The sequence below is a fragment of the Acidovorax sp. 69 genome (assembly GCF_002797445.1).
In the GTDB taxonomy this organism is placed as follows: Bacteria; Pseudomonadota; Gammaproteobacteria; order Burkholderiales; family Burkholderiaceae_C; genus Acidovorax.
In genome coordinates this window covers 4286352-4300831 of record NZ_PGEP01000001.1, presented here as the reverse complement: position 1 = coordinate 4300831, position 14480 = coordinate 4286352, and the positions used below count along the sequence as shown (strand labels likewise).

Genomic DNA, 14480 nt, shown 5'->3' with positions numbered 1-14480 from the left:
TTCACTCAGTAAGGCTCCGCATGAAAGTTCAGCATTGGGGATTTGCCTGGGGCTTCGCCGCCCTGTGCTGTGCTGCGGGCGCGTCGGTGCAAGCGGGTGTGCTGGAGCGTGTGGGCGCAGGTGGCAAACTGGTCATCGCATACCGAGAGTCGTCAGTACCTTTCTCCTACATTGACAGCCAGTCGGGCAAACCTGTTGGCTACGCCATGGACCTCTGCCTGCGCATGGCAGAGCTGGTGCGCAAGAAGACGGGCAAGAAAGACATGGAGGTTGAGTTGGTGCCGGTAACACCTGCCAATCGCATTGCCGTGATCGAGCAGGGCAAGGCTGACATGGAGTGTGGATCTACCACCAACAATGCCGAGCGGCGCCAGAAAGTGGCGTTCACCATCCCTCACTTCATCACCGGCGCGCGCCTGCTGGTGAAGGCCGCCAGCCCTATCGACCGCGTGGAAGACCTCAACGGCAAGAAGCTGGTTTCTACCAAAGGTACAACGCCGCTGAAAGCGGCCGACCAGGCCAATCGCGAGCGCCTGATGGGCATCACCATCGTCGAGGCGCTCGACCATGCCAAAGCAGTGGAAATGGTCGAAAAAGGCGAAGCCGACGCCTTCGTGATGGACGATGTGCTGCTGTACGGGCTGGCTGCCGGTCGGCCCGATCCCAAGGCGCTCAAGGTGGTGGGACGGTTCATGACCACCGAACCCCTTGCCATCATGTTGTCCAAGAACGACCCTGATTTCAAGAAGCTGGTGGATGAAGAGATGCGCCGGCTCATCACCAGCCGAGACATTTACCCGATCTACGAGAAGTGGTTTTCAAAGCCGATCCCGCCCAACAACACGGTGCTGAATCTTCCGGTCAGTTATCTGTTGCGCGACTTCTGGAAATACCCTACAGACCAGGTCCCGTTCTGACCACTATCCTCGGTTGCCTGCCCCCCCCTTTTTTAGAGAACCGGGCCTGTCGGCATTGCCGACGGCTGCCAGTCTCTAGAATCCCCCCTTTTTTCTGTTTTCAACACAAGGAGATCCCTATGAAGAAACATTTGCTCGCGGTTGCCGTGACCGCACTGGCTGCTGGTAGCGCTTTCGCTCAGGCCACAGACACATTGGCCAAGATCAAGGCATCGGGCAGCGTGACGCTGGGTGTGCGCGAGTCTTCGGGTCTTTCCTACACCCTGGGCAACGGCAAGTTTGTGGGCTTCCACACCGAGATGGGTGAAGTCGTCCTGCACGACATCCAGAAGCAACTGGGCCTGGCCAAGCTGGAGATCAAGTACCAGCCCGTGACCTCGCAAAACCGTATTCCCCTGGTGACCAATGGCACCGTGGACCTGGAGTGTGGCTCCACCACGAACAATGCCACCCGCCAAAAGGACGTGGCTTTTGCCGTGACCACCTACGTGGAAGAAGTGCGCACTGCCGTCAAGGCCAGCTCTGGCATCACGTCCATCAAGGATCTGAATGGCAAGACCGTGGCTACCACCACAGGCACCACCTCGGTGCAAACGCTGCGCAAACATGAGCGCGCCGGTGGCATCGACTTCAAGGAAGTCTTCGGCAAGGACCACGCAGACAGCTTCCTGATGCTGGAAACGGGCCGTGCGGACGCGTTTGTGATGGACGGCTCCATCCTGGCGGCCAACATCTCCAAGTCCAAGAACCCCGCCGACTACAAGGTCGTGGGCGAAGTTCTGTCGGTGGAACCCATTGCTTGCATGCTGCGCAAGGATGACACGGCCTTCAAGAAGGCGGTAGACGATTCCATCAAGCGCCAGATCGCTGATGGCTCGTTGGCCAAGCTGTACGACAAGTGGTTCATGCAACCTGTGCCACCTACCAACACCAAGATTGGCCTGCCGATGTCGGATGCCACCAAGGCGGCTTGGGCAACTCCGAACGACAAGCCCATGGAAGACTACGCAAAGAAGTGATCTTCTGAACGCTGGTGCCCCTTCGGCCAAATGGTTTGAAGGGGCTTTTTTGTTGGACTGGCAAAGGGTTGCCTCCAACGGTAATACCAAGAATTAAAGGGGTGCTCCTATGAGTTGGGATTGGCAGGTGTTCTGCCAGGACACCATGGACAGGGAAGTCGTGCAAGGCTGCTTTGGCAAAGGCGGCGATATCACGTACCTGGACTGGATACTGTCGGCCTGGGGCTGGACGGTGTCTGTTTCGTTGCTGGCCCTGGTGCTGGCGCTTGTGTTGGGTTCTTTCATTGGCACGCTGCGTACCTTGCAGGATCGACCGATGATCGTGCGCCTGGGCAATGCCTGGGTCGAGCTGTTTCGCAATATTCCGCTATTGGTCCAGATCTTTCTTTGGTACCACGTCCTGCCTAGCCTGTTCCCCGTGCTCAGGGGCGTTCCAGGTTTTGCGCTGGTGGTGCTGGCGCTGGGCTTTTTTACCTCGGCACGTATCGCCGAGCAGGTGCGATCGGGCATCCAGGCTCTGCCGCGCGGCCAGCGTTATGCTGGTCTGGCGGTGGGCTTCACCACGTTCCAGACCTACCGCTATGTGCTGCTGCCCATGGCGTTTCGCATCATCATCCCGCCACTGACCAGCGAGACGATGAACATCTTCAAGAATTCCTCCGTGGCCTTTGCCGTGTCGGTGGCAGAACTCACCATGTTTGCCATGCAGGCACAGGAAGAAACTTCGCGTGGCATTGAGGTGTACCTGGCGGTGACGGGGCTCTACGTGGTCTCGGCCTTTGCCATCAACCGCATCATGGCGTTCATCGAAAAACGTGCGCGCATCCCCGGCATGGTCGTCGCCAGCGGCGCGGGTGGGGGGCACTGATATGAATCTCGATTTTTCCTTCTACAACTGGGACCTGATCTCCAACTTTGTGCTCAAGGGGCTGTATTTCAGCCTGTTGCTCACGTTGGTTGCCACGATCGGGGGCGTGCTGTTCGGGACCTTGCTGGCGCTGATGCGTCTGTCGGGCAAGAAGTGGCTGGACGTACCCGCCACCATCTACGTCAACGGCATGCGCTCCATTCCGCTGGTGATGGTGATTCTGTGGTTCTTCCTGCTGGTGCCCGCCATCATCGGGCGTCCCATCGGGGCCGAGTTGTCTGCGGTGGTGACGTTCATCGCGTTCGAGGCCGCGTACTTCAGCGAGATCATGCGTGCGGGCATCCAGTCCATTCCGCGTGGCCAGGTGTATGCCGGGCAGGCGCTGGGCATGACGTATGGCCAGAACATGAAGCTGGTGGTGCTGCCCCAGGCGTTTCGCAACATGCTGCCGGTGCTGCTCACGCAGACCATCATCCTGTTCCAGGACACCTCGCTGGTCTATGCCATCGGCGCCTACGACATGCTCAAGGGCTTTGAGGTGGCGGGCAAGAACTTCGGCCGCCCCATCGAAGCCTACCTGGCCGCTGCCGTCCTGTACTTTGTGATGTGCTACGCGCTGTCCTGGGTGGTCAAGCGCCTGCACCAGAAGATTGCCATCATCCGGTGATCCGAGAGATTGAGGAATAAACAATGATCGAACTCAAAAACGTATCCAAGTGGTATGGCCCCGTGCAGGTGCTCAACGAATGCTCGGCCACCATCAACAAGGGTGAAGTGGTGGTGGTGTGCGGCCCCTCGGGCTCGGGCAAATCCACGCTGATCAAGACCATCAACGCGCTGGAGCCCTTCCAGAAGGGCGAGATCACGGTCGACGGCGTGAAACTGCACGACCCCAGCACCAACCTGCCCAAGCTGCGCAGCCGCGTGGGCATGGTGTTCCAGCACTTCGAGCTGTTCCCCCACCTGTCGGTGACCGACAACCTGACCATTGCGCAGATCAAGGTGCTGGGCCGTAGCGCGGACGATGCCAAAAAGCGCGGCCTGAAGATGCTGGAGCGCGTGGGCCTGATGGCGCACAAGGACAAGTTCCCCGGCCAGCTCTCGGGCGGCCAGCAGCAGCGTGTCGCCATCGCGCGCGCGTTGTCGATGGACCCCATCGTGATGTTGTTCGACGAACCCACGTCGGCGCTCGACCCGGAAATGGTCGGCGAAGTGCTGGACGTGATGGTGGGCCTGGCCAACGAAGGCATGACCATGATGTGCGTGACCCACGAAATGGGCTTTGCCCGCAAGGTGAGCAACCGCGTGATCTTCATGGACGTGGGCGGCAAGATCCTGGAAGACTGCTCCAAGGACGAGTTCTTCAACAACCCTGATGCGCGCCAGCCTCGCACCAAGGATTTTCTCAACAAGATCCTGCAGCACTGAGTCAGTGCCTGTGCGCCTGTGGCGCGGCAAGAGACAAAAGAACAGCGCCTGCGGGCGCTTTTCTTTTGGTGGACGTCCCCCTGCTTCTCGCCGGGATATTTCGTATTTTCGGCCTCAGGCGCTTATCTGATAAGTGGTTTTTGCTATATAAATGATAGTAAACGAGCCAATGGGACAATGGAGCCCATGACTGCCGCTCCTCAAACCCTCACCCTCACCCTCACCCTCACCCGCCCCGACGACTGGCACCTGCACGTGCGCGACGGCGAGCCCCTGCACACCGTTGTGCCCCACACCGCTGCCCAGTTCGGCCGCGCGATCATCATGCCCAACCTGCGCCCACCGGTCACCACGGCCGAGCAGGCCCTGGCCTACAAGCAGCGCATCCTGGCCGCCGTGCCCGCCGGTGTGCCGTTCGAGCCGCTGATGACGCTCTACCTCACCGACAACCTCCCGCCCGAGGAAATCGTGCGTGCCAAGGCCGCAGGCGTGGTCGCCTGCAAGCTCTACCCCGCAGGCGCCACCACCAACAGCGACGCGGGCGTGACCGACCTGCGCAAGACGTACAAGACGCTGGAAGCCATGCAGAAGGCCGGCATGCTGCTGCTGGTGCACGGCGAAGTGACCAGCAGCGACATCGACCTGTTCGACCGCGAGGCCGTGTTCATCGAACAGCAACTCATCCCGCTGCGCCGCGACTTCCCTGAGCTCAAGATCGTCTTCGAGCACATCACCACCAAAGACGCGGCCGACTACGTGTCCAGCGCCGATCGCTTCACCGCCGCCACCATCACCGCGCATCACCTGCTCTACAACCGCAACGCCATCTTCATCGGCGGCGTGCGCCCGCACTACTACTGCCTGCCCGTGCTCAAGCGCGAAACACATCGCGTGGCTTTGGTGCAGGCCGCCACCAGCGGCAGTAACAAGTTCTTTCTGGGCACCGACAGCGCACCCCACCCCGCGCACCTCAAGGAACACGCCACCGGCTGCGCCGGGTGCTACACGGCCCACGCGGCCATTGAGATGTATGCCGAGGCGTTTGACAACGCAGGTGCTCTCAATCAGCTCGAAGGTTTTGCGAGCTTTCACGGCCCCGACTTCTACAACCTGCCGCGCAACACCACCACCATCACGCTGCGCCGCGAGTCATGGACACCACCCGACAGCTTTGCGTTTGGCGAAGCGGAACTCAAGCCCCTGCGCGCGGGTGAAGCGCTGCCGTGGCGGTTGGTGAAATGACCTTGCCGCAGGAGCCGCGTAAGGTTGGGACGGCCAGGAACATGGCCGTCTTCATTGACGCGGACAACCTGAATGATGCGACGGCGTTGGACCATGTTCTGACGGATTTACGCCACCGCGCGGAACGTGTGCTCTACAAGCGCGCCTACGGCCGGGTTGATAGCCTCAGGGGTATCGAGTCGGTGCTGTGGCGCCATGGCGTGCGTCCGGTCAGCAACATGATCGTGAACAAGGTCACTACGGACAGCGCCTTGGTGATTGATGCGGTAGAGGCCGTTTGCACTCAAGACATTGACACAGTGGCCATTTGTTCGGGTGACGCGGACTTTGTCCCCTTGGCGACCTGGGTCAGAGAGCGCGGTTGTCATGTTCTTTGTTTCAGCCTCTCCCACAAAATTTTTGCGAATCCCGAGAGCTTTTATGACGAAGTGGTCTTGCTGGAGGTTGTAGAAAAGCCGCAGAGCCCGGCCGCTTCGACAATAGCGGAGCCAGAGTTACCGCAAGCTATCGATTCGGAACCTTCCTCGCGCGATGTGGAAGAAGCCCTTGGCAGTGAAATTCGTCCGGCCGGTGGCTTTGCTGCCGGGCCCAAACCTTTGGCGCCGCAGCCCTCAACTAAAGAGCTTGTCGAGCAGGTGCTTCGGGCTCTTCCATCACTACGCAATGGTCAAAGCCAGCACCTCAGCCAAGTGGTGTCCACGTTGCGCCAGCGGGGCGTTTTAGGGAAGACCACGAAGACCTCCGTGTGGTTCGCGCAGTTAGGCGGCTGTTTTCAGCTGCAACCTTCGCAGAAGCCAAATCAGATCGCTTACATCTCTGATGCTCAGGCGAAGAAGTTAGCCAAAGCGACTAGAGATGCTGCTTCGGCTTCATCTGCAATGCCTCCCCCTGAGATGGTTCAGCGAGTTTTGACGGTGTTGCCGGATTTGAGACGCGGGCCGCAAATGCTCAGCCAAGTCGTCCCGCTCTTGCGTCAGAAAATGATCCTTGGGAAAACGACCAAATCGACCACCTTTTTTGGACAGTTTCCCTCCCATTTCAAGCTTGCACCTCAAGGGCAGCCTACGCAAGTCACTTACGTGGAGCCCTCAGCACCCAACGTGGCCACCAATATTCCCCTGCGACGGGATTCTGCGAATGGAACGGGTTGATTGGGGGGCGCCTTGGCTAAGCGCAGTTCGCGATCCGGGAGTCCGTGTTCAGCGTGAAGTGTTCGAAGGAAAGCCGGTAGCTGAGGCACTCAATGTACTTTCCATGGCCTCTGTCCGTTTTGTTCCCCAGTCCGAACTGCCCGAAGGCACCGCCTACGAGCAATACATCTGGGACACCCGCCGCGTCCCCACGCGCAACAACCTGCATGACTTCTTCAACGGCCTGGTATGGCACCAGTTTCCGCACACCAAGCGCCGCCTGAACCAGCTCCAGGCCCAGGCCATTGCCGCTGATGGCGTGCAGGCCGTGCGCGGGCGGCTGCGGGATGCGCTCACGGTGTTCGACGAGAACGGCGCAGTGCTGCAGGCCCCCGATGCGCTGTGGGATGCGCTGCGGGCACGCGACTGGCAGGCGCTGTTTGTGGATCTGCGCCCGTTATGGCGCGAGGCCCGATTGATGCTGTTCGGCCATGCGCTGCTCGAAAAGTTGGTCTCACCCCGAAAAACCATGGTAGCGCACGTATATCAAGCGCCAGTAGCTATTAATTCAGTAGCAAATTTGGACGCTTGGCTTGCGCAAGCTGTGCAGCCTGGGTTGTGGGCCACCAAACCCTTCACCCCCATGCCCGTGCTGGGCGTGCCCGGCTGGTGGCCTGCCAATGAGGCGCCGGGCTTTTATGCCGATGCACAGGTGTTCCGGCCCCACCGGGTGGTGCCGGTTTCCTAATTCCCGTCAAGGCTTGTGTGATAAGGCCCCAGCGTGGGTTTGCACCTACCATTGCGCGATGAAATCGCGGCCATGTGGGTGGGTTGCCAAGGGTTCGCAGTGGCCCGACAGCCCTGGGGCCGGTGCTTGAAGCGCAGTCCCCAGCCCCCATCTGAGTCAGCAAACACTCGTTGTCGTTGTTTACCCCACGGAGAATTCAAGCCATGAAGCGGATCCTGTTATTTGTGATGACCAACCTGGCCGTCGTTGTCGTGCTGGGGGTGGTGGCCAGCCTGCTGAATGTCAATAAATATCTGACGGCCAATGGTTTGAATTTGGGCATGTTGCTGGGCTTCGCACTGGTCATGGGTTTTGGCGGCGCGATCATCTCGCTGCTCATCAGCAAGCCCATGGCGAAGTGGACCTCGGGCGTTCGTGTGATCGATGGCAACGGCTCACCCGACGAGCGCTGGATTGTCGAGACCGTGCGCAAGTTCGCCACCGAAGCCAAGATCGGCATGCCCGAAGTCGGCATCTTTGAAGGCGACCCCAATGCGTTTGCGACAGGCGCTTTCAAGAACTCGGCGCTGGTGGCCGTGTCCACCGGTCTGCTGCAAGGCATGACGCGCGACGAGGTCGAGGCCGTGATCGGTCACGAGGTGGCCCACATCGCCAACGGCGACATGGTCACCATGACGCTCATCCAGGGCGTGATGAACACCTTTGTGGTGTTCCTGTCGCGCGTGATTGGCTACGCGGTCGACAGCTTCCTGCGCAAGAACGACGAGAACAGCTCGGGCCCTGGCATCGGCTACTACGTCACCACCATCGTGCTCGACATCGTGCTGGGCTTCGTGGCCGCCATGATCGTGGCCTGGTTCAGCCGCCAGCGCGAGTTCCGTGCAGACGCGGGCGCTGCCCAGCTGATGGGTCGCCGCCAGCCCATGATCAATGCCCTGGCCCGACTGGGTGGCATGCATCCGGGCGAGCTGCCCAAGAGCGTGGCCGCCATGGGCATTGCCGGTGGCATCGGCAAGCTGTTCAGCACCCACCCGCCCATCGAAGATCGCATTGCTGCGCTGCAAAACGCGCAGCCATAAGACGTCTTTCGCGTTGGTCCTGTGAGGCCGCTGCAGGGTGACACCCGGCGGCGGCCTTTTTGTTGGTGGGTGGGTTGGCGCCCTTGTGGGAATGCTCAAGCACTTGTAACCTTTTGTCGATCAGTGGATGACAACCCGGCGTTCTCCGCTGCGCATCCAGCGCAGGTTGCTCACTGAACTTCACTCCTGCGGGAACCTTCTATGTCCATCTCTCACGCACGTGTTGCGGTCCGTCTGGCCCTGGCCTTTGGTGTGGTGTGTCTTGTCATGTCGCTATCGGCCGCTGTGGGGATCTGGCGCCTGGCCGGCCTGCAAGACATTGCCGATGACCTGGGCGGTGCCTCGTCGGAGCGGGCCTTGCTGGCGCGTGAGCTGCATGCCATCGTGGTGCTCAGCTCTGTGCGGGCCGAAACCCTGCTGGAAATCGACAACCCCGCCTATGCTGCGCGCATCGATGCGGACCGCAAGGTCACATCCTCCCGCTCGTCCGACGTGCGCAAACGCCTGGATGAGCTGGCGGCAGACCCCGAGTCCCAGGCCTTGTTCGATGCCATCGACAAGGCTGGCAATGGCTTTCGCACCGTGCGTGACGACCTCGTCAAACGCCGCAAAGCGGGGGAGGCTTTGCCGCCAGACGCCATTGCCAAGCAGTTGCGGCCTGCGGCGGACGCCTATGCGGCGGCTGTGGACAAGTTGGCCGAGTTCCAGCGCCAGCGTGTGGCCGAGGCGCGTGACGCCGCTGCACGCAGCGAGCGGCAGGGCATCACTCTGCTGGCTGCGGGGTCTGTGGTCGGTTTGCTCCTGAGCCTGGCCTGCGCCTGGCTGCTGTCGCGCTCCATTTTGCAGCCCCTGGCCCATGCGTCCGAGGTCACCGACCATATTGCGGAGGGCGACCTGACCTCGGCGATTCCTGCCCCCACCGCAGGCAACCGCGATGAGTTGCAGGCGCTGTTGTCGCGCCTGGGGGGCATGCAGGCGCGATTGGCCGAACTGGTGGTCGGCATGCGCCAGGCCAGCACCTCGGTGGCTGGCGCCAGCAGCGAGATCGCGGCGGGCAACAGCGACCTGTCGGCCCGCACCGAACAGACCGCCTCCAACCTCGAAGAGATTGCCGCCAGCATGGAGGAGCTGCTGGCCACCGTGCGCCACAGCGCCGACGCTGCTGCACAGGCCAGCACCCTGGCCACCGGTGCCAGCGGCATTGCCCAGCGCGGGCGCGACGCCGTGGACCGCGTGGTGGGCACCATGGACGGCATTGCGCTGTCGTCGCGCCGCATTGCCGACATCACCAGCGTGATCGATGGCATTGCGTTCCAGACCAACATCCTCGCGCTGAACGCCGCCGTGGAAGCGGCCCGTGCCGGGGAGCAGGGGCGGGGTTTTGCCGTGGTGGCCAGCGAGGTGCGCAGCCTGGCCCAGCGCTCGGCCACAGCGGCCAAGGAGATTGGGGGCTTGATCAGCGACAGCGTGCGGCAGGTGGATGAAGGCACCCAACTGGTGCACGCGGCGGGCAGCACCATGGGCGAGATCGTCCAGTCCGTGCAGCAGGTCGCCACCATCATTGGCGAGATCAGCACGGCAGCGCGTGAGCAGACCACGGGCCTGAGCCAGGTGGGCGAGGCCGTCTCGCAGCTTGACCAGATGACGCAGCAAAATGCCGCGCTGGTAGAAGAATCGTCGGCTGCCGCGCAGGGCCTGCGGGTGCAGGCGCAGCAGCTGGCCGAGCTGGTGGAGGCGTTCCGTTTGCCTGCTGCGGCCGCCGGTGCGCAGAGGGCGTTGCGCTAGAGGCCCCGCAGGCTAGACCTGGGTCAGGTGCGGGTCACCATGAGGCCCAGCCAAGGCCAGTAGGTCAGCGCAAAAACCACCAGCAGAACGACCCCGGTCAGCGTGATCACGATGCCGGTGCGTACAAAGTCGTGTGCGTCAAAAGTGTCAGTGCCGTAGGCGATCATGTTCTGCGGCGCGTTCACTGGCAGGATGAAACCAAAGCTCACTACGAACTGCAGGATCATCGTCATGCCCACCACGTTGATGCCGGGCGTCTGCACGGTGGACAACACGCTGATGACAATGGGAATCATCGTGGAGGCCAGTGCGGTGGCGCTGGCAAAACCCAGGTGGATGACGATCAGGAAGCCCGACAGCAGCATCAGGATGGCAAAGGCCGATGCCATCTGCAGGCCCAGGTGGCTCACGATGAGCTGGGCCAGCCAGCCCGCCGCCTTGGTCTGCAGCAGTGCAGAGCCCACGCTGATGCCCACGGCAAACAGCACCACCGTGCCCCACGGGAAACCCTTTTGCGACTGCTTCCAGTCCATCACGCCGATGCGTGGAAACAGCATCAGCGCGACGGCCGCAATGGTTGTGGAGGTGGTGTCAAAGTCGTGCAGCACCTTTTCGGTGGACCAGAAACCCAGCAGCACCAGCACCACGGCCAGCAGCTTCCACTGATTCAGCGTCATGGGGCCCAGTTCTGCCAGCTGCTGTCTGATGGTTTCTTGTCCGCCGGCAATGGCCTGCATTTCAGGCTTCATCATGCGCGTCATGATGAAGAACAGCGCCACCGTCATCAGCGCTGCAAATGGGGCGGCGGCCACAAACCATTCTCCCCAGGTGATCTGCGCGCCCAGTTGCTTTTCGATGAACCCTATGGCCACCATGTTCTGGGCAGCAGCGGTCTTGATGCCCACGTTCCAGAGGCTGGCGGTCTGTGCCGTGGTGATGACCAGCAGCGCGGCAAAGCGGCTCTTGCGATCCACCTTGAAGGCCAGCACAAAGCCCATCATGATCGGCATGAGGCAGGCTACACGGGCCGTGGTACTGGGCACGATGAACGACAGCAGAAACCCCACCACCATGGCTCCGATCACGATGTGGTGGGTTTTTGCCCCCACCTTGGACAACACGGTGAGTGCAATGCGCCGGTCCAGCCCCGTGGCCGTCATGGCTGACGCGATGAAGCAGGCTGCGGCCACCAGCGCCACGGCACTGTTGGCAAAACCCGAGAGCGCCAGGCTCAGCGCAGCGCCCGTGCCCATGTCGGCGCCGTCGGGCTTGGCTACACTGGGCGCAAAAGCCAGCAAAAACACCATCAGCGCGGCGATCACCACCGCACTCACTGAATATTCGAGTGCCTCGGTCATCCAGACCACCACGGCGAACGCCAGGATGGCCAACATGGTCTGCCCCGCCACCGGCAACCCGGCTGGCGTGGGCAATGCCAGCACCGCCAGCAGCGCCACCAGGGCGCCGATCAGGCCGAGCCGTTGGGCGAGACTTGCGGAAGCGCTGGGGGACGCGCTGGGCAAAGACGGGGTGGACATGGGCTTCTCCTGGCGGTGCGCAATGCGCGCGAACAAAGGCAGATGCGCCTCTTAGGGCAAAAAAGCGCAGGGCTTTCCAGTGTTGCAACATGCCCCGGGCGGGTGTTGATGCAGATCAAGGGGCTGTGGCTGCGTGGGCGCGGGCTTTTTTTTGTAATGCAGACAGAGCGCGCTAGGTCCCCATATCTACCCGCCAGCGCCGCCGGGGGGCTCGCAGCGTGTGGCGCTGTCGGTACTCGCCCGGTGGCATGCCGGTGTGGCGTACAAAGATGCGCCGGAAAGCCGCCGGGTCGGCGTAACCACAAGCCACTGCGATGCTGGGTACGCTCTCCAGCGTCACTTCCAGCAGGACCTTGGCGCGTGCGCAGCGCAGGCTGTGCAGGTGGTCCAGCGGCGACTGCGACAGCTCTTGCTGAAAATGCCGCAGCAGCGTGCGCGTGCTCACGGCTGCGGCTTCGGCCAGCCGGGCCAGCGAATAGGGCTCGTCCAGGTGGGCTTCCATCCAGGCCATTGCGCGCGCCAGTGTGCTGTCGCGTGTGGCCGGGATGTGCTGCTGCGCGTTGGCTTGCAGCGCGGCCCGGGCACGTTCGTGGTCGGGCCGAAGCACGCTGGCGCAGGCTTGGGCCAGCCCGTCACCCAGGGCGTGGCGCACCAGGGCCACGGCCATGTCTCCCAGGCTGTGCGGCAGTGCGCAGCTGAGCCAGGGGCCGTCGTCGACGAAGTCTTCCCCCAGAGTGAGCGCGATCTCGGGAAAGTCGCGTTCGAAGCCGGCAATGTAGAACCATGGCAGGCTGGCCTGATGGTCGCGCAGCCGCCCGCTCTGCGCCGCCAGCCAGGCGCCATTGCCCAGTGTCAGCACTTTCTGCCCCGCATCGAGTGCAATGCCGATCCGCCGGGAAAGCGCGCGGTGGCGCGTGGCCACGCTGCGAATGGCGGGAATGTCTGCGGCATGGAATGAGGGGATGAACCAAGCGAAAGCGGGTCCCTCGGTGGCTGCCGTGGGGGACTGTGTGTATGCCGCCAGAGGGCCAGGCATCGGCGCCAAAGGCTGACCATCGGCATCCAGCAGGCGCCAGCCCAGGCGGGGGGTGCCCGCTCCCCCGCGCAGACCCGCCAGCAGGTTGGCGCTGCGCAGCAGGTCGATGAACTGCAGCGCATTGCCCAGTGCGGATTCGGGCAGCAGCGGGATGTCGATGCGAAAAACCGGGGTCGTTGTGGACGGTGCAGAAGAAGGTGGCATGGCGATATTGGCTCTGTGGATGGCCATTTTCGCTTGCATCCAAAAGGGCTTGGGGTCTTAGCATGAATGTGCGTTTTGTTGGCCTCCTTCCTTTTATTGTTGTCATTCACCGCACGGATCTGTTCATGCACAAACCCCTCTCTGCCATTTCGTGGGCCGCCAGCCTGCTCGTCAGCGGCCTGGCCTTCGCTTCTTCGGCCCAGGCCCAGGCGCTGGACGCGGCGGGTCTTCAGGCCATCGACACCGCCGTGAACAAGGTGGTCCCCAAGATGGTCAGCTGGCGCCGCGACATCCACGCCCACCCTGAACTCTCGGGCCAGGAGGTGCGCACCGCCAAGCTGGTGGCCGAGCACCTGAAAAAGCTCGGCATGGAAGTGCAGACCAACGTCGGCGGCACCGGTGTAGTGGGCACGCTGCGGGGCGGCCTGCCGGGTAAAGTGGTGGCCCTGCGCGCCGACATGGACGCGTTGCCTGTGCCCGAGAACACCGGCCTGCCTTTTGCGAGCAAGGTCAAGTCCAACTACCTGGGCAAGGAGGTGCCGGTGATGCACGCCTGTGGTCACGATGCGCACACGGCCATGCTCATGGGTGCGGCCGAGGCGCTGGCGGGCATGAAGGCGCAGCTGCCCGGCACCATCAAGTTCATCTTCCAGCCCGCCGAGGAAGGCGCGCCGGTGGAGCCCGACGCGACCGGCAAAGTCCCCAGCTTTGGTGCCAAGGCCATGGTGGAGGAGGGCGCGTTGAAAGACGTGCAGGCCATCTATGGGCTGCACATCACCGCCAACCTGCCTTCAGGCGTGGTGGGCTACCGCAGTGGGCCTTTGATGGCGGGCTCCGACAGCCTCAAGATCCTGGTCGAAGGCCGGGGCGGCCACGGCTCGTCGCCCTGGAACGCCGTAGATCCTGTGGTGGCCGCGAGCCAGGTCGTGCTGGGCCTGCAGACCGTGGTCAGCCGCCAGCTCAACATCAGCAATGAGCCCGCAGTCATCACCATCGGCTCCATCCAGGGCGGCACGCGTTACAACATCATCCCCGACAACGTGGAGCTGCTGGGCACGCTGCGCACGTTTGACGAAGGCATGCGCCAGGAGGCCTTGAAACGCATCACGACCACCGCCGAGTCCATTGCCATCTCCAGCGGCGCCAAGGCCAAGGTGGTGTTTGGCCCCGTGGCCTACCCGGTGACCACCAACCCTGCCGAGCTGACGGCGGCGTCGCTGCCTGCGCTCAAGCTGGCGGTGGGTGGCAAGGCCATGATCATCCCCAAGGTGAGTGGCTCGGAGGACTTCTCCGAGTTCCAGAAGGTGGCCCCGGGTTTCTTTTTCTTCCTGGGCGCGCCGCCCAAGGACAAGGACTTCAAGACCGCACCGTCCAACCACTCGCCGCTGTTCGACATCGACGAAGACCAGCTGCCCGTGGGCGCGCGCACGTTGGCCGCACTGGCGGTGGACTTTTTGCAGCGCAAGTGAGCGGGGCGGCTGACCCG

13 protein-coding genes are annotated in these 14480 nt (G+C 62.4%); 11 read left to right on the top strand and 2 right to left on the bottom strand.

Annotation, left to right across the window (positions count from 1 at the left end; genetic code table 11):
• Positions 1-20: 20 nt before the first annotated feature.
• The 10 genes from CLU85_RS19725 (at position 21) to CLU85_RS19680 (ending at position 10216) form a co-directional block, all read left to right on the top strand.
• Positions 21-917, top strand: a complete 897-nt coding sequence (locus tag CLU85_RS19725) for an amino acid ABC transporter substrate-binding protein (protein ID WP_100411759.1) — start codon at positions 21-23, stop codon at positions 915-917.
• 119 nt (positions 918-1036) lie between these two features.
• Positions 1037-1936, top strand: a complete 900-nt coding sequence (locus CLU85_RS19720) for an amino acid ABC transporter substrate-binding protein (protein WP_100411758.1) — start codon at positions 1037-1039, stop codon at positions 1934-1936.
• 109 nt (positions 1937-2045) lie between these two features.
• The gene (locus tag CLU85_RS19715) at positions 2046-2804 is read left to right on the top strand and encodes an amino acid ABC transporter permease (RefSeq protein WP_100411757.1); all 759 of its coding nucleotides are present in this window, start codon (positions 2046-2048) and stop codon (positions 2802-2804) included.
• Position 2805: 1 nt separating this feature from the next.
• On the top strand, positions 2806-3471 hold the full coding sequence (locus CLU85_RS19710; protein WP_100411756.1) for an amino acid ABC transporter permease: 666 nt from the start codon (positions 2806-2808) through the stop codon (positions 3469-3471).
• A gap of 23 nt (positions 3472-3494) precedes the next feature.
• On the top strand, positions 3495-4232 hold the full coding sequence (locus tag CLU85_RS19705; protein ID WP_100411755.1) for an amino acid ABC transporter ATP-binding protein: 738 nt from the start codon (positions 3495-3497) through the stop codon (positions 4230-4232).
• Between the two features lie 177 nt (positions 4233-4409).
• Entirely contained in the window at positions 4410-5474 is a 1065-nt protein-coding gene (gene pyrC, locus CLU85_RS19700; RefSeq protein ID WP_369858281.1) for a dihydroorotase, read from the top strand.
• A gap of 41 nt (positions 5475-5515) precedes the next feature.
• On the top strand, positions 5516-6625 hold the full coding sequence (locus tag CLU85_RS19695; RefSeq protein WP_232727873.1) for an NYN domain-containing protein: 1110 nt from the start codon (positions 5516-5518) through the stop codon (positions 6623-6625).
• Complete coding sequence (locus tag CLU85_RS19690; protein WP_100411753.1) at positions 6612-7352, top strand: DUF3025 domain-containing protein; 741 nt, start codon at positions 6612-6614, stop codon at positions 7350-7352. The genes CLU85_RS19695 and CLU85_RS19690 overlap by 14 nt, the downstream gene beginning before the upstream one ends.
• Positions 7353-7555: 203 nt before the next feature.
• Positions 7556-8431, top strand: a complete 876-nt coding sequence (gene htpX, locus CLU85_RS19685; RefSeq protein ID WP_100411752.1) for a protease HtpX — start codon at positions 7556-7558, stop codon at positions 8429-8431.
• Positions 8432-8632: 201 nt separating this feature from the next.
• Positions 8633-10216: a methyl-accepting chemotaxis protein gene (locus CLU85_RS19680; protein WP_100411751.1), complete on the top strand. Its 1584-nt coding sequence runs from the start codon at positions 8633-8635 to the stop codon at positions 10214-10216.
• A 23-nt stretch (positions 10217-10239) separates the two neighbouring features.
• Here CLU85_RS19680 and CLU85_RS19675 read toward each other — a convergent pair whose 3' ends face one another.
• Positions 10240-11754: a DASS family sodium-coupled anion symporter gene (locus CLU85_RS19675; RefSeq protein WP_100412658.1), complete on the bottom strand. Its 1515-nt coding sequence runs from the start codon at positions 11752-11754 to the stop codon at positions 10240-10242.
• A gap of 172 nt (positions 11755-11926) precedes the next feature.
• Positions 11927-12994, bottom strand: coding sequence for a GlxA family transcriptional regulator (locus tag CLU85_RS19670; RefSeq protein ID WP_232727872.1), 1068 nt, complete (start codon positions 12992-12994; stop codon positions 11927-11929).
• Between the two features lie 125 nt (positions 12995-13119).
• Here CLU85_RS19670 and CLU85_RS19665 point away from each other — a divergent pair, with 125 nt between their 5' ends.
• On the top strand, positions 13120-14463 hold the full coding sequence (locus CLU85_RS19665) for an amidohydrolase (RefSeq protein WP_100412657.1): 1344 nt from the start codon (positions 13120-13122) through the stop codon (positions 14461-14463).
• Positions 14464-14480 lie beyond the last annotated feature (17 nt).